This is a genomic window from Burkholderia sp. IO2 (assembly GCF_029522185.1).
GTDB lineage: Bacteria > Pseudomonadota > Gammaproteobacteria > Burkholderiales > Burkholderiaceae > Burkholderia > Burkholderia cenocepacia.
Genome location: NZ_JAKWFH010000006.1, coordinates 113,506 through 133,390, shown reverse-complemented (window position 1 = coordinate 133,390; position 19,885 = coordinate 113,506). Strand labels below are relative to the sequence as shown.

16 protein-coding genes and 1 pseudogene are annotated in these 19,885 nt (G+C 67.2%); 8 read left to right on the top strand and 9 right to left on the bottom strand.

Features of this window, described 5'->3' with window-relative positions; translation table 11 throughout:
* Positions 1-68 precede the first annotated feature (68 nt).
* From MMB92_RS05720 to MMB92_RS05705, 4 genes are all read left to right on the top strand, one after another.
* Complete coding sequence (locus MMB92_RS05720) at positions 69-1,973, top strand: ATP-binding protein (RefSeq protein WP_006494245.1); 1,905 nt, start codon at positions 69-71, stop codon at positions 1,971-1,973.
* Positions 1,963-3,324: a sigma-54 dependent transcriptional regulator gene (locus MMB92_RS05715; protein WP_034203253.1), complete on the top strand. Its 1,362-nt coding sequence runs from the start codon at positions 1,963-1,965 to the stop codon at positions 3,322-3,324. The genes MMB92_RS05720 and MMB92_RS05715 overlap by 11 nt, the downstream gene beginning before the upstream one ends.
* Positions 3,325-3,349: 25 nt before the next feature.
* Entirely contained in the window at positions 3,350-3,679 is a 330-nt protein-coding gene (locus MMB92_RS05710; RefSeq protein WP_006484473.1) for a DUF3579 domain-containing protein, read from the top strand.
* 238 nt (positions 3,680-3,917) lie between these two features.
* Entirely contained in the window at positions 3,918-4,769 is an 852-nt protein-coding gene (locus MMB92_RS05705) for an alpha/beta hydrolase (protein WP_006484487.1), read from the top strand.
* A gap of 111 nt (positions 4,770-4,880) precedes the next feature.
* On the opposite strand, the gene MMB92_RS05700 is transcribed toward MMB92_RS05705, so the two are convergent.
* Positions 4,881-5,321, bottom strand: a complete 441-nt coding sequence (locus MMB92_RS05700) for a PACE efflux transporter (protein ID WP_006484477.1) — start codon at positions 5,319-5,321, stop codon at positions 4,881-4,883.
* A gap of 101 nt (positions 5,322-5,422) precedes the next feature.
* Between MMB92_RS05700 and MMB92_RS05695 the strand changes: the two are divergent.
* Together MMB92_RS05695 and MMB92_RS05690 are read left to right on the top strand one after the other, a co-directional pair.
* Positions 5,423-6,313: pseudogene (locus MMB92_RS05695) on the top strand (LysR family transcriptional regulator).
* A gap of 143 nt (positions 6,314-6,456) precedes the next feature.
* Positions 6,457-7,392, top strand: a complete 936-nt coding sequence (locus tag MMB92_RS05690) for an AraC family transcriptional regulator (protein WP_059720624.1) — start codon at positions 6,457-6,459, stop codon at positions 7,390-7,392.
* Here the strand turns inward: MMB92_RS05690 and MMB92_RS05685 are convergent.
* The 5 genes from MMB92_RS05685 to MMB92_RS05665 all read right to left on the bottom strand — a co-directional run bounded on the left by MMB92_RS05685 (position 7,355) and on the right by MMB92_RS05665 (position 13,614).
* Entirely contained in the window at positions 7,355-8,875 is a 1,521-nt protein-coding gene (locus MMB92_RS05685; RefSeq protein WP_277562592.1) for a hypothetical protein, read from the bottom strand. The genes MMB92_RS05690 and MMB92_RS05685 overlap by 38 nt on opposite strands.
* 16 nt (positions 8,876-8,891) lie before the next feature.
* Entirely contained in the window at positions 8,892-10,181 is a 1,290-nt protein-coding gene (locus tag MMB92_RS05680; RefSeq protein WP_227746326.1) for a DUF6765 family protein, read from the bottom strand.
* Between the two features lie 44 nt (positions 10,182-10,225).
* On the bottom strand, positions 10,226-11,860 hold the full coding sequence (locus tag MMB92_RS05675) for a hypothetical protein (protein ID WP_125331524.1): 1,635 nt from the start codon (positions 11,858-11,860) through the stop codon (positions 10,226-10,228).
* Between the two features lie 46 nt (positions 11,861-11,906).
* Positions 11,907-12,332, bottom strand: a complete 426-nt coding sequence (locus MMB92_RS05670) for a hypothetical protein (RefSeq protein WP_034203248.1) — start codon at positions 12,330-12,332, stop codon at positions 11,907-11,909.
* Positions 12,333-12,645: 313 nt separating this feature from the next.
* Positions 12,646-13,614, bottom strand: coding sequence for a LysR family transcriptional regulator (locus tag MMB92_RS05665; protein ID WP_006484475.1), 969 nt, complete (start codon positions 13,612-13,614; stop codon positions 12,646-12,648).
* A 161-nt stretch (positions 13,615-13,775) separates the two neighbouring features.
* On the opposite strand from MMB92_RS05665, the gene MMB92_RS05660 reads away from it, so the two are divergent.
* Both MMB92_RS05660 and MMB92_RS05655 read left to right on the top strand, forming a co-directional pair.
* Positions 13,776-15,080: an MFS transporter gene (locus MMB92_RS05660; protein ID WP_006494237.1), complete on the top strand. Its 1,305-nt coding sequence runs from the start codon at positions 13,776-13,778 to the stop codon at positions 15,078-15,080.
* A 72-nt stretch (positions 15,081-15,152) separates the two neighbouring features.
* Complete coding sequence (locus tag MMB92_RS05655) at positions 15,153-16,646, top strand: M81 family metallopeptidase (RefSeq protein WP_277562591.1); 1,494 nt, start codon at positions 15,153-15,155, stop codon at positions 16,644-16,646.
* A 258-nt stretch (positions 16,647-16,904) separates the two neighbouring features.
* Here the strand turns inward: MMB92_RS05655 and MMB92_RS05650 are convergent, their stop codons facing one another.
* From MMB92_RS05650 to opcM, 3 genes are all read right to left on the bottom strand, one after another.
* Positions 16,905-17,318, bottom strand: coding sequence for a hypothetical protein (locus MMB92_RS05650; protein ID WP_043204459.1), 414 nt, complete (start codon positions 17,316-17,318; stop codon positions 16,905-16,907).
* A 306-nt stretch (positions 17,319-17,624) separates the two neighbouring features.
* A complete protein-coding gene (locus tag MMB92_RS05645; RefSeq protein WP_034203244.1) occupies positions 17,625-18,029 on the bottom strand; it encodes a hypothetical protein in 405 nt (134 codons plus the stop codon).
* Between the two features lie 317 nt (positions 18,030-18,346).
* Positions 18,347-19,882 (bottom strand): multidrug efflux transporter outer membrane subunit OpcM, encoded by a 1,536-nt coding sequence (gene opcM, locus MMB92_RS05640; RefSeq protein ID WP_048985336.1) that lies wholly within the window; start codon positions 19,880-19,882, stop codon positions 18,347-18,349.
* Between the last annotated feature and the right edge of the window lie 3 nt (positions 19,883-19,885).

The window sequence follows — 19,885 nt, the reverse complement described above, 5'->3', positions numbered from 1 at the left end:
CCTTGGCCGGTGCGCGGCGCGCGCCGTTCAACGCGGCCAGGGCCGGTTCACGCCGATAGCGGGCTTCGATGAGGGCGAACGTGCAGAAGAGCTTCAAGGGAATCCCGTGGTGGGGCTGGGCATCGGCCGCGGTGCTGTATGTCGGCGTGGCCGGCGCGGCCGTCGACTTCGCGTGGGAACGCGCGATCGACGCGCTCGAGGAAGCCGGCGCGCACCGGCTCGACCTGTATGCGTCGAGCCTGAAAAGCGAGCTCGGCCGCTTCGAGATCCTGCCCGGCCTGGTCGCGCGGCAGGACGGCGTGCGCGCGATGCTGAAAGCCGCGCCGAACGATGCGCCCGAGCGCGTGCATGCGGTGAACACCTACCTCGAAGCCGTGAACCGCGACGCGGGCAGCGGCGCGGTCGACGTGATCGACCTGCAAGGCGACGTGATCGCCGCGAGCAACTGGAACGAGACGATCAGCTTCGTCGGCACCAACGTGTCGTATCGGCCGTACTTCAAGGACGCGCTCGCGCGCGGCAGCGGCCGCTTCTTCGGCATCGGCACCAACACCGGCGTGCCGGGCGTCTACTTCGCGAGCGCGGTGCGCAGCGACGGCGTACCGATCGGCGTGGCCGCCGTGAAGATCAGCGTCGATCCGCTCGAATCGGCATGGCGCGCGCCGGGCGTCGCCGCGATGGTCGTCGACAGCAACGGCGTGGTCGTGATCTCGACCGAGCCCGCGTGGAAATTCACCGCGCTGCGCCCGATCACCGCGCAGCAGCAGCGCGACATCCAGGCGTCGCGCCAGTACGCGGGCCGCACCGTCGACGCGCTGCCCTATCGCCGCATCGGCGATCGCAGCTCGGCCGCGTGGTTCGGCACCTTCCCCGATCCGCGCCACGCCGGCCGCACCACGCGCTATCTCGTGATGTCGCGCCCCGCGCCGCAGGCCGGCGATTCGCTGATGGTGCTGCTCGACATCGCGGGCGCGCGACGCCAGCAGCAGACGGCGTTCGTGTTCGTCACCGGCGCGTTCCTGATCGTCGCGCTGCTGGTCGGCTATGCGATCCAGCGCCGCCGGGCGATCCTCGCGCGGCTGAACGCGCAGGACGCGCTGCGCCGCGCGAACGACCGGCTGGAACTGACCGTCGCGCAACGCACCGCCGCGCTGACGGCCGCGAACGAGCGGATGCAGCGCGAGATCGACGAGCGCGAACGCACCGAGCAGCGGCTGCGCGCGTCGCAGCAGGAAGTCGTGCACGCGGGCAAGCTCGCGGTGCTCGGGCAGATGGCCGCCGGCCTCACGCACGAGCTGAACCAGCCGCTCGTCGCGATCCGCACGCTGTGCGACAACGCGCGCACGTTCTTCGAGCGCGGCCAGCCGGCGCCGGCGCTCGCGAATCTCGAGCGGGTCGGCAAGCTGGTCGACGGCATGGCCGTGCTCACCGGCGAGCTCAAGACCTTCGCGCGCAAGCCCGACGTCGAGCGCGTCGCGGTATCGCTGAACGAGGCCGTCGCGCATGCGCGGCTCATCTACGATGCGCGCATTCGCGACGAAGGCGTACGGCTCGACGTGAACATCGCGCCCGGCACGACGGTCTCGGCCGAATCGAGCCAGTTGCAGCAGGTGATCGTGAACCTGCTCGGCAACGCGCTCGACGCGGTGCACGACGCGCCGGTGCGCCGCATCGTCATCGAGGCGGTCGAAGCGGACGACGCGGACGAGGCGGACGACGCCGGTCGCGTGCGCCTGACGGTGACCGACAGCGGCGCCGGCATTGCGCCCGACGTGCTGCCGCACCTGTTCGAGCCGTTCGTCACGACCAAGCCGCGCGGCCAGGGCCTCGGGCTCGGCCTCGCGATCACGTCGCGCATCGTCGAGGCGTTCGGCGCGAGGATCACCGCGACGAACCGCGACGAAGGCGGCGCGCAGTTCACCATCGAATTCGCGGCGGCGACGCCGCAACAGAGGACAGAGCATGGAAGATGAGATTCGGGTGCTGGTCGTCGAGGACGATGAAAACGTCCGGATCGGCGTCGAGCAGGCCGTCGCGCTCGCCGGGTTCCCGGTCGACGCGTTCGCGTCCGCCGCCGACGCGCTCGCGCACGTCGCGCCCGGCGCGCCGGTGGTGATCGTGTCGGACGTGCGGATGCCCGGCATCGACGGGCTGCAGCTGCTCGACCGCGTGATGGCCATCGACGCGCAGATCCCGGTCGTGCTGATCAGCGGCCACGCGGACATCTCGACGGCCGTCGGCGCGATGCAGGTCGGCGCGTACGACTTCATCGAGAAGCCGTTTTCGTCGGACGTGATCGCCGGCCGCGTCGCGCGCGCGGTCGAGAAGCGCCGCCTGACGCTGGAGGTGAAGGGGCTGCGCGCGGCGCTGAACAACTGGCAGGGCATCGAGGCGTTCGTGCTCGGCAAGTCGCCCGCGATGGCCGACGTGCGCAAGAAGATCCTGCGCCTCGCCGATACGTCGGTGTCGGTGCTGATCACCGGCGAGACGGGCACCGGCAAGGAGTTGATCGCGCGCAGCCTGCACGACTTCGGCGGCCGCCGCGACGCGCATTTCGTCGCGCTGAACTGCGGCGGCCTGCCCGAGCAGGTGTTCGAGAGCGAGCTGTTCGGCCACGAGGCCGGCGCGTTCACCGGCGCGATCAAGAAGCGCATCGGCAAGATCGAGTGGGCGGACGGCGGCACGCTGTTCCTCGACGAGATCGAGACGATGCCGATCGCGCTGCAGATCAAGATGCTGCGCGTGCTGCAGGAACGCGTGGTCGAGCGGCTCGGCGCGAACGACCTGATTCCGGTCGACTGCCGCGTGGTGGCCGCGTCGAAGGCGGATCTCGCCGAACTCGCGGCCGACGGACGTTTTCGCGCGGATCTGCTGTATCGCCTCAACGTCGCGCAGATCGAGCTGCCGCCGCTGCGCGAGCGGCGCGAGGACGTGCCGCTGCTGTTCGAGCATTTCGTGCTCGCGGCCGCGCGGCGCTTCGGGCAGCCGGCGCCGGTCGTCACCGCCGCGCAGGTATCCGAACTGATGACGCACGCGTGGCCGGGCAACGTGCGCGAGCTGCAGAACGTGGCCGACCGCTTCGTGCTCGGGCTGACCGGCGACAGCCTGCTGTCGTCCGGCGGCACGCCGACGGCCGGCAGCACGCTCGCGGAGCAGCTCGCGTATTTCGAGCGGATGCTGATCGAGGACATGCTGCGGCGTCACCACGGCAACGTCGCGGACGCGAGCGAGGCGCTCGGCATGCCGAAGAAAACGCTCTATCACAAGCTGCGCAACCTCCGGATTCCCGCGCGCGGCGACGCCGCGGCCGACGGCGGCGAATGACGCGCACGAGGACACGCACCCCAGCATGGATCGCATCGACATCACCGACCACGGCCGCATCGCCGGCCATTTGATCCGCGGCGTCACGCGCGCGCAGAAAACCTTCCGCCCGAGCGACTGGCCCGAGCGCCTCGCGGGCGTCATCACGCTGTTCGTCGGCGAACGGCGGCCCGGCTATCCGTGCGCGCTATCGCGGCTCGCGATGCCGGTCGTCGACGGCGGCGTCAAATGCCTGTTCGTGTCCGACGAATTGCGCGCCGTCTGCGCGGACGCATTCGATTTCGCGATGCAGTTCGCCACCGACAACGACCTCCCCGTCGAGCTTCAGACCGCGCCCGCGTTGAGCGTGCGCTGACGCGCCCCCTTCCCCGTTCCGATGCCAGCGCGCGTGCGCGCAGCCCGCGGCACGCCCTTTCATCGGCGAAACGAATCGTCAGACGATTGAAGGCTTCGGTACATGACCACGCTCCGACAGGGGTTTCCGGCTGTGCCATCAAAAAAATTGATCGTCACGATGAAAATTATGCGTTTTCCTTGCAGGTCGCCGTGATGCATAGTTGCGTCGTGTTGACGCACCTTTGAGCCTTTCAGCCATGAACATGCGAATCGAGCCGTCCGTGCTCGCGAACCCCGACCTGCAATTTGCGACGCTTTCGTCAGGCATCAGCCTGCCGTATGTCGAGCGGGGCAGCGGTGCGCCGATGGTGTTCGTGCACGGCTCGCTGTGCGACTACCGCTACTGGGATCCGCAGCTCGCGGCGCTGTCGGCCCACTACCGCTGCATCGCGCCGAGCCTCAGCCATTACTGGCCGGCCGTCGAAGCAGGCATTCAGGACGAGTTCAGCTGGCAGAACCACGTCGACGAGCTCGCCGAATTCATCGATGCGCTCGATCTCGGCCCCGTGCACCTGGTCGGCCATTCGCGCGGCGGTAGCGTCGCGTTCAACGTCGCGCGCCAGCATCCGCACCTCGTCGAGTCGCTGACGCTCGCCGATCCGGGCGGCCCGCTCCAGCAGCCCGGCGTGCGCGAAGCCGCGCTGCCGGCCGCCGCCCTCGCGCTGCGCACGAAGGCCGTGAACCTGATCGGGCAAGGCGACGTCGAAGCCGGTCTCGAGATGTTCGTCGATTCCGTGAGCCTGCCCGGCGCATGGAAGAAGAGCACGGCGCGCTTTCGCACGATGGCGATCGACAATGCGAGCACGCTGCCGAAGCAGCTGCGCGACCCGCTGCCCGCGTATTCGCAGCACACGGCCGGCGACATCGCATGCCGCACGCTGCTGATCGACGGCCAGCGCAGCCCGAAGATGTTCCGTCACAACGTCGACACGCTGTCGCAGTGGATCGGCGATGCGCAACGGCAGACCGTCGCCGGCGCATCGCACGGAATGAACGCGGCGAGCCCCGCGGTGTTCAACCGTTACGTGCACGAGTTCGTCGGCGCGTAACGTCGCGGGCGGCAGGCGCGCCGCCCGTCTTCGCTGCCGTCGTCGCACGGCCTGCTACCGAAACGACACGACGCGTACTGCCCGCATCGAATCGTTTCGCATCCCTCTGCGTCATGCCACCGGCGCCGCCTTGCGCGTCACCGCGTCCGGCAACCCGAACACGCTGTCGAACGCCCAGTTGTACGTGAACGTGAAGATCGGGAAGAACACGATCAGCACCGCGTCGTACAGGAACGCCTGCAGCAGCGACACGTCGAGCCACCACGCGATCAGCGGAATCAGGAACGTCACGAGCGCGATCTGGAACCCGATCGCATGCACGACGCGCCGCCCGACGGTGCGCGTCGTTTCCGCGCGCCGCCGCTCCCACGCCTCGAAGCCGAGGTTGTACAGAAAATTGACGATGACGCCCGTCGTCGAGATCATCACGCCGAGCAGCCCGCTCGTCGCCGCGCTCGCGCCGCTCAACATGCCGAGCACCGACGACGCGACGAGGATGCCGAGCACCTCGAACATCACGACGTAGACTATGCGTCTCTTCCATCCTTGCATGACCGACCACCTTCATATCGAACCAGGTGGCGAGACTACCGCGGGCACGTCGTCCGCCAAAGTCAGGTCCTTTCAATTTTTCTGACAGGAGACGGCCGACCATGCTGACCAGCGATCACATCGACATGCTGCTGACCGTCATCGACAAAGGCTCGTTCTCGGCGGCCGCGCGTGCGCTCGGCCGTACGCCGTCGGCAGTCAGCATGGCGATCGCGAACCTCGAGGCCGAACTCGACCTCGTGCTGTTCGATCGCGGCACGCGCGAGCCGACGCCGACCGCCGCGATGGCCGCGCTGCTGCCCGACGCACGCGCGATCGCCGAACGGCTGCATGCGCTGCGCGCGCATGCGCAGCACTTGTCCGAAGGCGTCGAGGACACGTTGCGGCTCGGGCTCGCGGCCGAAATCGACGGTGCGCCGGTTGCACGCGCGCTGACGGCCGTCGCGGCGCAATATCCGGCGCTCGCGGTCAGCGTCGTCACGGCGCCGCAGGATGCGATCGTCGATGCGCTGCATCGCGGCGCCGTCGATCTTTGCGTCGCGTACGGCGGGCTCGATCTGCATCCGCAGGAACAGATTCACGCGCTGTGGACCGAGACGCTGATCGCGGTCGCCGCGCCCGACCATCCTGCGATTGCCGAAGCCGCGCATCCGGAGGCGATCGAGCGATTGTCGGGATTTCGGTAAATCGTGATCGCCGATCCGGAGCGGCCACTCACCGACGTGCGGCCGCTGATCGGCAACCGCACGTGGAAGGTGACCGACATGGCGACCGCGATCGCGCTCGTGAAGGCCGGTCATGGCTGGGCGAACTTGCCGGAATCGATCATTGGCCGCTATGTGGCCGACGGCGAACTCGCACCGCTCGTGTTCGCGAACATCCGCAACGGGTTGCCGTTGCCCGTGTATTTGCGGCGGCCGAAACATACGGGGCTCGGCAAGGCGGCGAGCGAGCTGGTGCGGGCGCTGCGGGCTGCCGCCGGCAATTCCTGACGGTTGCGGCCCTGGCTCACACACGCCGCCAGGTAAGCGTCGAGTAAGTATCGCGGCCTACAGTAGGTTCGCTTGCGCGATGCCATCGTGGCATCGAATCGCATCTCGGGAACCGCTCGCCAGATCAGACGAAAGGAGAACGCGTGATCAGCCGGCCAGCCATGAGGGACGTCTGCGCGATTGCGCCGAACGGAAGCCGCGTCGGTTGGCATCCGCCGCACAAGTGGAAAAGGCAGCCCGTCGCACCATCGTTCGCCGCGGTCTCGATCGAGCACTACATCGCTGGCGCCACGGAAATCGTCGATCTGGAGACGACCGGCCCGATCCTGGGCATGTATCTGCAGGCGCCCACGACACTCGAGCTGCGAACGAACACCGGCCGGTGGGCACCGACCCGCATCCGCGGACCGCTGGCTTATGTTCCGCCCGGCTTCTCGTTTTCCGGCCGATGGTCCGATGAAATCGAGTGGATCAGCGTCCACTTCGAACCGTCATGGCTGTCGCGGACAGGGCTGCAAAGCGACGTCTGGTTCGCGTCGGCCGCGCTCCGGATGGACGTGATCGACGACCTGCTCACACAGATCGTCCGCAGCCTCCATGAAGACGCCGTCGCGGGGATGCCGCAGGGCCCGACCTATGCGGAAGCGCTCGGCTCAGCCGCGCTGCACCGCATGCTGCACCTGGAAGCTCGGCCGCAGGCGAAGCAATATGCGCAAGCCGGCATGATGCGCAAGGCCGGTGAGTACATCAGGGACCATTTCCGCGGCCCGCTGACGCTGATGATGGTGGCCGATGCGGTCGGCTACCCGGGCGATCTCTATTCGTTCATCCGGAGCTTCAGAAAGGCCAACGGACTGACGCCGCACCAGTACATCATCGAGAACCGCCTTCAAGCCGCCCGCCGCCTGATCGAGCGCGGGGCATACGGCGTGACGGAAGCCGCGATCGACTGCGGCTTCTCGTCGGCGAGCCACTTTTCGGCGACATTCCGCAAGCGGTGGGGCGTGTCGCCCTCCGCACTCAAGCCGCGCGCCGCGACCGCTACGCCAGCGGAAGCGACAGAATCCACAGGCCGCTGATCGTCAATGCGATCGTCAGCACCAGCAGCGGCAACTGGCCGACGGTCGCCGTTGCGGCCGGACGGTCGCTCCGGACGGCAATCGCATGCGTGAGCATCACGCTCACGACGTGCCCGGCGAGAATCAGGAGCACCTGCGCATGCCAGATGTATCCGACGTCGATGAGCGCCTGGGCCGCCGACATCTGATCGGCCGCGGCCGCCACCGGCAGCAGATTCCACCCGAGGCCGAGCGGATCGGACGCGAGCCGGAAGATCTGCCGCCCCTGATCCCAGAACAGCGTGAAGTAATGGCAGACGTTGTAGAAGAACGCGATCGGCAGCAGTACCAGGCAGAACTGCCGCGAGAACGACGCTCCGCCCGACGACGAACGCGAACTGATCGCGCCGAGCGTGCAGCAGCCCCGGAACACCAGGTAATACGCGATGCCGATGATCGCGAACGCCAGCCATTGCCAGATCAGCAGGATGTCCGCTGAAAAAGCGTAGTGCCGGCCGAGCGACGGAAACAGATCGACGACGTGCGGATAGATGCTGCGCCAGAAGAATGCGTGCCACGTAGCCGTATCGCGCAAGCCGTCGTAGGCCGTCGACGACAGCATGAACGACAGAACGGCGATGACGCTGGTATCCGCCGGCCCGTCGCGCGACATGTCCGCGACCGGCTTTCTCGATTCCACGATCACGTGACGACGCGCTGCCCCACGCCATTTCAGCGGCGACAGCTTCGCGCATAGCCTGCACAGCACGCCGAACGTATCGCCGTGGGCGAGCCAGCGCTCGCGCCCGAAGCAGAACGCACCAATCAGCGCATACGCGGCATACGCGACGAGGAACAGGCCGACGTCTCGGGGGCGCCCCGCGCCGAACAGTTCCAGCGCGATGAGCGCGATATAGCCGCCCAACGCGGGCCACGAGGCGAGATGTTCGGGATAACGATAGCGCCCGCGCTCCAGGACGGGGAAACAGCGCACGGCGATTCGCAACAGAAGCGCAAACGGATTGGTGAATGCATAGACGTCACCCAATATCGCGCTGACATACAAGGCGCCCAGATAGAACCAGATCCAGAAGCCCGGCATCGCCAGGTTCAGGAACGGATTCGTGGTTCCCGCGAGGCCGGCCACGACCAGGAGCGCGACGAATACCGCACTCGCGATTTGCGCGGCGTTCACGAGCGGAACCGGGATTCGCAGCGCTTTCGTCCAGGTTCCGGATTGCCTTCCCGGCTCGGGTGCGCGCATGCCCGACGCAAACGCAAGGATCATGAAGGACACCATCAGCGTGCCCGTTGCGGCATACGCATACAGCCACAACGGCACCGGAAGGTAGTACGGGATATTCCATGCGTGGGCGCTCGCGCCGGTTGGCGTGCACAAGACAATCCATGCGAGCCCGAAGGTCAGCCATCCCTTTCCGTGCAATGCGACGCCTTCGAACTGGCCGCTCGCCCGCGCCGATTGATGCACGATATCGTCACGCATTTCGACGTCTTCCCGATCAGTAGTCGGCCGACGAGATCCATCCCGTCACCTTCCAGCCGATTCCATTGCGCTTCTCCGACACGATCCCCACGGTGTCGTACGGTGCGTCGAGCAGTTTGACGAGTGCAACGGCGCGCGGGTGGCCGGCGCTCGACCACGGTAGCGCAAACACCACGAAAGGCAGGACGGGGGACGGCTTCTCGCCTTCGACGATCAGCGGCAGCACGGCGTCGTTCAATGACCTGAACACCTCGAACGACGTGCGATTGCGCGCAGGTGCGAGCGAATGCGTCGCCGAATGCGGTAACCCCTCGACGGCCAGATAAGCGCCGTGATCCCTCAGTCTCCATCCAACCAGCGCGTTGACCAACGCATCGTCAGGCTTCTGCCCGCGCTCGACCGAAATCGCGGGCAGCCAGCGCTTGTCGACCGGCGACGTCGTGACCCAGTCGCTGAGAAAGCGTGTGTAGAAATCGACGATGTCCTTGTCGACGCCAGCTTGCATCGCCGACGGCAGCGGCGCGGGCAGGTCGCGCCGCCCATGCCATCGGACGGTTTTCCACGCAGGCCCGTCGGGCAGGCTGATACCGTCGAGAAACGACGTATCCGCGATGCCGTTCGCGACGAACCAGTCCGACTTCGCGCGCTTCGTTCGCGCAGCGACGAAGTCGGGAAGCCGTTGCCGGACTTGATCCCAGGGTGCCGCCTGCCGCGCCGCTCCATCGATAGCCGGATACCGGATCATCTGAAGGTAGGTCGCCTGCGCCATCGCTTCCACATCGGCGACCCGACGCCAGGTCAGCTCCGCCGCGTGGCTCGACGATGCGTGTCGATCGAGCGGCGCCGCCATCGCCAGACCGGCATCGCACGCGATGCCGTCGCGGCTCCAGTCCGGAACGGACGGCACACCGCGATGCGCCCACGAATCCTGCCAGCCATGGAGCGCGCGGCCGAATTCGCCGAGCATGAATGCGGCCTTGCCGCCGCCGGCCTTGCCGAGCGCCGCGTCGACGGGCGCGAACGCAGCCGGCCCACCGGGCACTACGGCTCTTGCCTGCGCATCGGCCGGTACGCTGGGCGCGCCCGGATAGTGTCGGGCCTGCGCATCGAGCGCATCGGGGACAAAGCGCGACAGGCACGCGTACTGCAACGGCGATGTCATGTACTCGATCGATCCTGCATCGATGCGTTGATCCGCGAGCGCAATGGCCTCGGCGTCGCGCGGCGCGAAGCCGGCCTGCCGTGCCAGCCAAAGCGTGAGGCCGAAGTGCACGTCGGCCTCGAAACCGGCACACGTCAGCGGCATCGCGAGCGCAATCGCGCAAACCAGCAGGTCACGGCGAAAGCGCATCAATTGCCGATCTCCGTCGCCTTCGTGCTTTCGGGGAACGGCCAACTGTCGTTCTCGAACGACAACACGAGCATGCCGTTGTCCTGGCATGCGGTGGTCAGCAGGTGGCGATCGAAATCGAAATCGAGACGCGACGCACACCAGTCCGGCCCGCCCGCACGGTACTGACCGAACATCAGATGCGCCGAGCCCGCGCCGGGCGACTTCACCGAAGCCGGGTTGTAGTACGCGATCTCCTTCGGCTTCGACGGATCGCGAATGTCGAAGACGCGAATGCCGGAGTTGAAGTAACTGCACGCGAGCGCGGTCGCGTTCTGCCGGTTGTCGACGCTGCAGTAGTGCGCGCCGTACGTGAATGTGGTCAGGCCGGCGATATCGGGAATGACCTTGCTGCAGTTCGCGATCGCGTGCGTTTCGAGCCGGAGCTCCGACACCAGCCGCGGCGCAGCTTCGTTGGACATGTCGTAGATGTGCCCCATCGGGAACGGCGCCACACCGGCATTGCATGCGGCTTTGACCGCCGTTGCGCCCGGATCCTGGAGCCCGCCGCCCCCGCCCTCGTCGACTTCGATCAGATACGGTTTGCCCGCCACGGCGAACGAGATCGTATGTTGCGCGACGCTGCCGTTCCGCACCGGCACGGTCGCGATCCGGTGCATCTGCGCGTTGGGACGCCGGCTCTGCACTTCGCTGGTATCGACGACGAAAAAGCCGTTGTCGCCGGTCGCGTTCGCGTCGTTCAGCGGCGGCGCACTCATGCCGACGGCCGCACCGCCGTTCCCCGACGCGACGAAGTACGCCCGCGTTCCGTCCTGGCTCACCGACAGGCCGTGCGAAAAGCTTCCCATGCCCAGATCCGGCAGGCCGATCGCGGAAATCATCTTCGGCCGGGTCGGCACGGTCAGGTCGATCGCGTAGTAGCTTTTCGTGAAGGCGCCGCCGACGTAATAGGTCAGCCCGTCGGGTGAAAATCCGCCTTCGTGGCCGAGCGACCGGGTGGTCGGTACGATACCGCCGTCCGCGCCCGTGCCGACCGGCACGCTCGCCAGCAACTGCGGCCGTGTGCAATCCGAAGCAATGTCGTACAGGTCGATCTCCGGGCCGCCACCGCCGCCCAGGCCGTTGTCGGCGGCGAGGATCCCGCGCGCGACGTTCACGCGCAGCGACTCCCACGGATCGATCATCGACGTGGACGTCAGCGAGCTCACCCGCACCGGCCGCGCCGGGTTGGTGATGTCGATCACCGGCACGCCCGGGTTCACGCGCGGCGGCGCATCGGGATTGTTGAACAGCGCGCTCGCGCCCATCGTCGCGTGATAGAAGCAGGTCTGGCCTTTCCTGTCGGTATACGTGGCGGCCGACCACGACGCGCCTTCGCCCTGAACCTGGCTCACGCGCTTGAGGTTGCAGTTGAAGCCACCGAAGCCGGCCTGTCGAAGTGCGGCCGGCACCTGCCCCTGCAGCGCGGTCTCGGGCGTATCGCCCGGGCTGCAGCTCGGCGCCCGCGGCACGACATAGTCGGCCACGGACACGCCGGGCGTGGCCGCCGGCGTGTCATCGGCTTCTCCGCCGCAGCCGGTCAGCACGAACATGCAGAGCGACAGCGCGAACGCTGCGCGAATCGGTGATTGCATCGTTGTCTCCTTCCGTCTTGTTTGTCGTGGTGAAAATGCGCTGCGGTCACGGCCCCGGATAGATTTCGATCACGGCGACCTCGATCGTGTCGCCGGTCCGGCTGTGGAAATGCAGCGAGAAACGCCCGGTGATGCCGACCGGGACAATATCCAGCGACTGCGTGCTGCCGGACGCGCATGCCGCCAACGCCCCCGGTATTTCGTGCGCCATCAGGACGCCGGTTTCCCGCGCATGCACGTCGATATGCACCGGCATGCCTTCGTGAATCGCGATCACGGGTCGCGCCCACGGCGCCCGGTCGCGGTCCACGTCGACGGAAAAATGCCGTTGCTGCGGCAGCGCCGGCGATGCCCGCGACACATGCCTCGCGACGCCGTACGCCAGCAGCAGCGTCAACGCGATCGCGATCCATGCCGACGCCCGGCCACACGACGACCGGCGCCCTGCCTCGATGCTCGTGCTTCGTTCCATCGACACTCACGCCACGCGAGGTGGCTCCGTCAAACCGCCCGCCCATCGGGTGGATTCGATATCGATGGATGGTAGTGAGCGGTGCCGCGACGAGATATCAACTTATTGCGGACTGTCGAGAAATTGCGTACCGAGTAACCCGAGTGGGCGCGACGAATGAAGCGCCGCGCCGATGTCGTTTCGGCGGGTGGCGGGAAAGGGAACGGGAGCCCGGCGCGACGGCTTGCCGGGAAATCGCATCGCGGAAGGCGGCGGACGGCCTGTCAACGACGACGCGCCGACACCTGAACGTCGCCACCGGCGACAGCGCCCGTCAACGCGCGCGCTTCGCCGCGCGCGGCCGTTTCCCGGTCGGGCCCCGACGCGTCGCCGCTCCCGCGAACATCGTCATGTCGTGCAGCAGGCAGTTCAGCAACGTATCGGCCGCGACGCCAAGCGGCCGCCCCGCCTTCACGAGCAGGCGCGCTTTCGCGGAATCGAACAACGGATGCGCGATCGGTAGCGCGACGAGTTCGCCGCTCTCGAGTTCGCGATACGCGGCGAATGCGCCGATCAACGTAATCCCCTCGTGGCGCTTCACGAAATGGCGCAACACCGCGAGCGAGTTGGTCGTCAGCGTCGGACGGATCGGCAGGTTCTCGGTATACGCCAGCATCTGCGCGACCTGACCGAGGCCGAACGCCGGCGGCATCAGTGCGAGCGGATATTCGCCGAGTTCGTGCGCGCGCACCGCGCCGCCCCGCACCGCGAGCGGATGGCCGGCATGAACGAGCGCGACCACTGGCTGCGACGACGTGGCGAGATACGCGATCTCCGGATGAGCCGGCGGGTTGTACGCGAGCCCGATGTGCGCGCGGCTCTCCGCCACTTCCTGCAGCACGTTGTTGACGGGCAGCACATCGACGATCACGTCGAGCTTCGGGTAACGCATGCAGAAATCGGTCAGCACCTCGTCCATCAGCACGTCGACGTAGCCTTCGCTGGTGACGATGCGCACCTGGCCGGATTGCAGCCGCCGCAACGCCTGCAGGCGTTCCTCGAACAATTCCTGCTGCGAGCGGCAACCGCGCCAGTATTCGAGCAGATGCGCGGCCGCCTCGGTCGGCCGCACGCCGCGCGCCTGCCGCTCGAACAGCTCGACGCCGATCTCCTCCTCGAGCAGGCGAATCTGTCGCGTGATCACGGACGGCGCGGTATTGATGCTGTCGGCCGCGCCGCGGATGGAGCCGTGGGTCAGCACCTCGTGGAAGTAGCGCAAGCGGCGCTGGTTGAGTTCGCGCATGGCGTGTCCGGTCTGTCTGATGTTTGCTGGCGGTTTGCCCGAGTGTTGCCTGTCGAGCAACATTAGATCACTTAAGTTGCTCTTGCTCTGCTTTTTCGACTCTTCGACGATGCGGCAATCGGAACCCGTCCCGCAACACGCTTACGCCACTGGAGAGCGACATGTCCGCCGTCCCAACCTCCCGCCGTCCGGTCGCGCACGACAGCGCGCCAGTACAGGCGCTGTACCGCAAACTGAACTGGCGCCTGCTGCCGCTGCTGTTGCTCTGCTACACGTTCGCGTATCTGGATCGCGTCAACATCGGCTTCGCGAAACTTCACATGCAAAGCGCGCTCGGCTTCTCCGACGCGGCCTACGGCCTCGGCGCGGGCATTTTCTTCCTCGGCTACGTGCTGTTCGAGATTCCGAGCAACCTGATGCTGCCCCGGATCGGCGCGCGCAAGACCATCAGCCGGATCATGGTGCTGTGGGGGCTCACGTCCGCCGCGATGATGTTCGTGCACGACACCACGTCGTTCTACGTGCTGCGCTTTCTGCTCGGCGTGTTCGAGGCCGGCTTCGCGCCGGGCATGATCTTCTACCTGACCTACTGGTACGGCCCGCGCCGCATGGCCGGCGTGATGGCCGTCGTGATGCTGGCCGGGCCGATCGGCGGCATCGTCGGCTCGCCGCTGTCGACCTGGCTGATGACGGCCCTCGACGGCGCGCACGGGCTGGCCGGCTGGCAGTGGATGTTCGTCGCGGAAGGCTTGCCGTGCGCGGTGCTCGGCCTGCTGGTGCTGAAGGTACTGGCCGATCGCCCGGACGATGCGACGTGGCTGAGCGACCGCGAGAAGAGCCTGCTCGCCACCGAGCTGCAGACGCCCGCGGCCGGCCACCACGCGTTCGGGCAGGCGGCGCGCGACCCGCGCGTCTACCTGCTGGCGTTCGCGTACTTCACGATGATCTGCGGAATCTACGCGGTCAGCTTCTGGCTGCCGTCGATCCTCAAGGCCAACGGCGTGACCGACACGATGCAGATCGGCTTCTATTCGATGATTCCGTACATCGGCGCCGCCTGCGCGATGCTCGTGATCGGCCGGCGCTCGGACCGGCGCGGCGAACGCCGCTGGCACAGCGCGGTGTCGGCGCTCGTCGGCGCGGCCGCGCTGGCCGCCGCGACCTGGGCCGGCGGCAATCTCGCGATCTCGCTCGTCTGCATGACGATCGCCACGGCGCTGTTGTGGGCGGCCTACACCGTGTTCTGGGCCATCCCGTCGCAATACCTGACCGGCAACGCGGCGGCCGGCGGCATCGCGCTCATCAACACGATCGGCCTGTTCGGCGGCTTCCTCAGCCCGACGCTGATCGGCGAGATCCGCACCGCCACCGGCAGCATGCAGGCGGGATTGCTCGTGATCGTCGCGCTGATGGTCGCGGGCGCCGTCGCGCTGATCATGAACCGCCTGCCCGCCGCAGCGCGCTGACCGGCGTGCCGCGACGGCACCGTAGCGCCCCATCGACCCCGCACACCCACCTGCTTTACTGGACTCAGACACATGACCCGACGCATTCTCGTTGCCGGTTTCCAGCATGAAACCAATACCTTCGCGCCCACCAAGGCCGCCTATGCCAACTTCGAACGCGGCGAAGGATTTCCCGCGCTGGTGCGCGGCGCCGACGTGCTCGCGCTACGCGACGTCAACATTCCGGCCGGCGGCTTCATCAACGCGGCCGAGCGGCGCGGCTGGCGCTTGCTGCCGGTGATCTGGGCCGGCGCGAGCCCGTCGGCGCACGTCACCGAGGACGCCTTCGAACGCATCGCCGGCGAGATCGTCGAGGCGGCGCGACGCGGCGGCTGCGACGCGGTGTATCTGGACCTGCACGGCGCGATGGTCGCCGAGCACACGGACGACGGCGAAGGCACCCTGCTCGAGCGCGTGCGCGCCGCGGTCGGCCCGGACGTGCCGGTGGTCGCGTCGCTCGATCTGCACGCGAACGTGACCGACCTGATGCTGCGCCACGCCGACGCACTGGTCGCCTTTCGCACGTATCCGCACGTGGACATGGCGGAAACCGGCGCACGCGCGGCCGCGCTGCTCGAACGCCTGCTCGCGGGCCGCGGCCCGCTGCATCGCGCGGCGCGGCGGCTGCCGTTTCTGATTCCCATCAACGGGATGTGCACGCTGCTCGATCCCGCTTGCACGATGTACGCGCGCCTTGCGGCGCTCGAAGCCGGCGGCGTGGTGTCGCTGTCGTTCGCACCGGGCTTCCCGGCCGCGGATTTCCCGGAATGCGGGCCGGTCATCTGGGGCTATGGCGACGCCGACGCGGTAGAGGCCGCCGTACAGACGCTGTACGACACGATGCTGGCCGACGAGGCGCAGTGGCAGGTGCCGTTCCTGTCGCCGGACGACGCCGTGCGCGAGGCGATGCGGCTCGCGGCGGACGCAAGCAAACCGGTCGTGATCGCCGACACGCAGGACAACCCAGGCGCGGGCGGCGATTCGAATACGACGGGCCTGCTTCGCGCGCTGCTGCGTCATGGCGCGCAGGACGCGGCGCTCGGCCTGCTGTGGGATCCGGCGGCGGTGGCCGCGGCGTGGCGCGCGGGAGCCGGCGCGCGCGTCGACCTGTCGCTCGGCGGCTCGGGCGTGCCCGGCGACGAGCCGCTTCGCGCGCGCTTCGAGGTCGTCGCGCTGTCCGACGGCATCTGCCGCTACGACGGCCCGATGATGAACGGCATGCAGGCCGACGTCGGGCCGGTCGCGTGCCTGCGGATCGACGGCGTGCGGATCGTCGTGAGCGCCGGCAAGGCGCAGATGCTCGATCGCAATCTGTATCGGGTGGGCGGAATCGAGCCGGAGGCGATGAAGATTCTCGTCAACAAGAGCTCGGTGCACTTCCGCGCCGATTTCCAGGACATCGCGCACGCGGTGCTGGTCGCCAAGGCGCCGGGGCCGATGCAGGCCGACCCGGCGGACCTGCCGTGGACCCGGCTCGCGCGCGGGATGCGGATGAAGCCGATGGGACGCGCGTTCGGCGGCGCGTGATGCGGTGATGTGGTGGCGCGTGACCGGTTCCGCGCGGATGCGGACGCGGCGTCACGCGTTGCCGCTCTGCCCGCACGCTGATCGTCGTCATCCATCGACGGCGCGCGGGGCGGGACGCCGCCGCGCCGTCGGAAGGCGGCGGGCGGAACTGACCGTTAGTTGCGACATGCGGTGCAATGAAAAAGGTTCTTCGTGGATTTCCGTGGACGTCTCACTTCCGGCCCGCAACGGTCACTTGTCGGCACGTTGCCCGGAAAGTCAGCGGATAAGCTGTCCGGAAACGCGAGCCCACACCGCGCGAAGGCGCCGCGCGCGATCTTCGAAGAGATAGGAGGCCGCAAGCGCCAATAGACCTGAAATGGCACCCGTCACGATGTGCTCGACATAGGGGATACGGTAATGACTCGTGTGCGAGTACGCATCGCCCAACGTCGTCAGGACGCCAACGACCAGCGCATTGCCATATCGATGCGCATAGAGTTTCCCCACCGGCGTGAAAGTCAGAAGTACAGCCAGGAGCCCGGTCAGCAGACCCGTATGAAATGCGATGGTCCAGTGGGGCAGGCTCGTGATATTTCCCCAGCTCCCCGGCATGCAGGTCATGCACGCACTGGTCGGCTGCCAGAAGCGCTGGATAAACAGTCTGACGCGGTGCTTCCACTCGGTTGACATGATGCGTTCCCGTCAATGCCGTCGCCGCGGACGGCGCCGCCGCACGTATCGTCGAAGCAGGTTCCAGACGCTCGCTAACGAGCTTGCCACCGCCGTCACGGGTAGATCATCGGCCGGGCGCCGTGGAGGCCTGGACAGTAACCGCGGACATGCGGGAATACTACTCCACGATTAGACGGCCGCCGTGTCGACCAAGACCGGAATTCAACGCTTGCATCTATCGGTGCGGCTCCGTCCGTGACGCCATCGAACGATGCGCTTGCGCGCGAAGTCGATGGCCGGCATCGGCCCGAAGTAATCATCCGATCATTTCTGGCGGGAAAAGTATTCTCTGTTCCTTTCGGCCGCAGGCCGGAGGATAACCAGCAGGGCGAGCGCGCCTTCGCGATAGCGCACCCAACACGCGTCGCTCATCGCTTTTCGATTGGCCGCTGCCGTTGTCGCTGAAACAAGCAACGACTTCGGTATCAGGGTGAGACTATCGAGAAAAACGCGAATCTCTTGTTTTTGTCGTTCAGTAAGATACCCGCACTTGACGGCGACGATGAAACTTCCGGCCGTGTTCAGGTCGGAAACCAATTCCCAGGCGACGTTGTAGTTTCCCCAAGTATCACAAAGCTCAACTGGTTCCATGGTCAAAACTTCCAGCCACTTCAGGAAGTTATTGAGCCAGAGCTCGAACAGCTCCTCATCCGAGATTGAGTCGGCCATCGTACCCCTCTCGAGGTTTTATCGTGTCACCGCAAAGCGCATGCGGATTCTCGATGATCTGGTAGTGAAAACCGGATGGGAACGCTATTGTCGTGATGCGCCTATAAGGAATGCGTCATATGTCTTCCGTCACGATCAGCAGCTACCCGTGAGAATCAGATGGATTGTTACCGATCTCCCGGATGCTGTCGACTGACCGCTCCTCCCCGAAATTCGCGACGCCCCATAAAAAAAAACCCGGCATGCAGACCAAAGCCTGCATGCCGGGGCTTTTCGCTTCCCGGCCGGCGAGCGACGAACCGCCCGCCGTTCGCGCGTCACCGCGCCGCCACTTCCGCCTTGACGGACGCCGTATCGCCGACCGCCGTCGGCGCCGCGCCCCACCCGCCGCCCAGCGCACGGATCAGATTGACGGTCGACACCGCCTGCGCACCGGTCAACTGGTTCGCCTGCAACTGCGACTGCAGCACCGAGCGCTCGCTGTCGATCACGTCGAGATACGCGACCTCACCTTCCTGATACTGTGTCCGCGACAGCGTGGCCGCCCGGCGCGACGCATTGACGGCCGCATCCTGCGCGCGGATCTGATCATCGAGCAAACGCAGATCGGCGAGATTGTCCTCGACCTCGCGGAACGCGACGAGCACCTGCTGCCGGTAGTTCGCGACCTGCTCGTCGTACTGCGCGCGCGCCTGCTGCACGCCGGCCGCACGACGCCCGCCGTCGAACAGCGGCAACGTCAGCGCGGTGCCGGCGAACGGCCCGAGCAGGAACGTACGGCTCGACCACAGGAACAGGTTGCCGAGCGTCGACGCTTCATAGCCGAACGACCCGGTGATATCGAGCTTCGGGAAGTACGCCGACTTCGCGAGCCCGATCCGCGCGTTCGCGGCCGCCATCGCGCGTTCGGCCGCCGACACGTCCGGGCGGCGTTCGAGCAGCGCGGACGGCAGGCCCGGCGGAATCTTCACCGCGACCGGCACGATCGGCGTTTCCTTGAACGCGAAATCCGCGGGCGCCTTGCCGAGCAGGATGGCGAGCGCATGCTCGGACGCCGCGCGCCGGCGCGCGACGCCGACCGCATCGGCCTGCGCGCTCGCCAGTTCGTTCTTCGCGCGCGACACGTCGAGCTCGCTGATGTCGCCTTCGTTGAAGCGGCGCTGCACGAGCTTCAGTGCCTGCTCGCGCAACTCGACCGTGCGGCGGTACAGGTCCTGGTCCGAATCGAGCTGACGCAGTTCGAAGTAGTTCTGCGCGACGTCGGCCTGCAGCGCGAGCTGCACCGAACGGAACAGCGCTTCGCTCTGCGCCTGGTCGGCACGCGACGCCTCGACGTTGCGGCCGACGCGGCCGAACAGATCGGCTTCGTACGACACCGTGCCCTGCGCGCGCCACAGCGTCGCGTTGGTCGGGCCGGTGCCCTGCGGCTGGAACTGCGACGCCGACGACAGCCCCTCGCGCGTCGGCCCGAAACCGGCGCCGACCTGCGGGAACCATTGCGAGCGCGCCGAACGCGTCGCCGCCCGCGCTTCCTCGACCCGCGCGGCCGCGGCCTTCAGGTTCTGGTTCGCGGCGAGCGCCTGCGTCTCGAGCGAATCGAGCACCGGGTCGCCGAACACCTTCCACCATTCGCCGCGGTGTTCGCCATCCGACGGCTCGGCCGTCTTCCACGTGCCGGCCTGCTCGCCGGCGGCGAGGGTCGGCGCTTCCTTGAACGCGGCGGGCGCCGCCGCGTCGGGACGCTGGTAGTCGGGGCCGACCGCACACGCGGCGAGCAGCGTCGCGAGCAGGGTGCTCGCGGCCGCCACCTTCGCGAAGCGCATCAGGCCGTTCGTGTTGTGCATGTTGTCCATCTT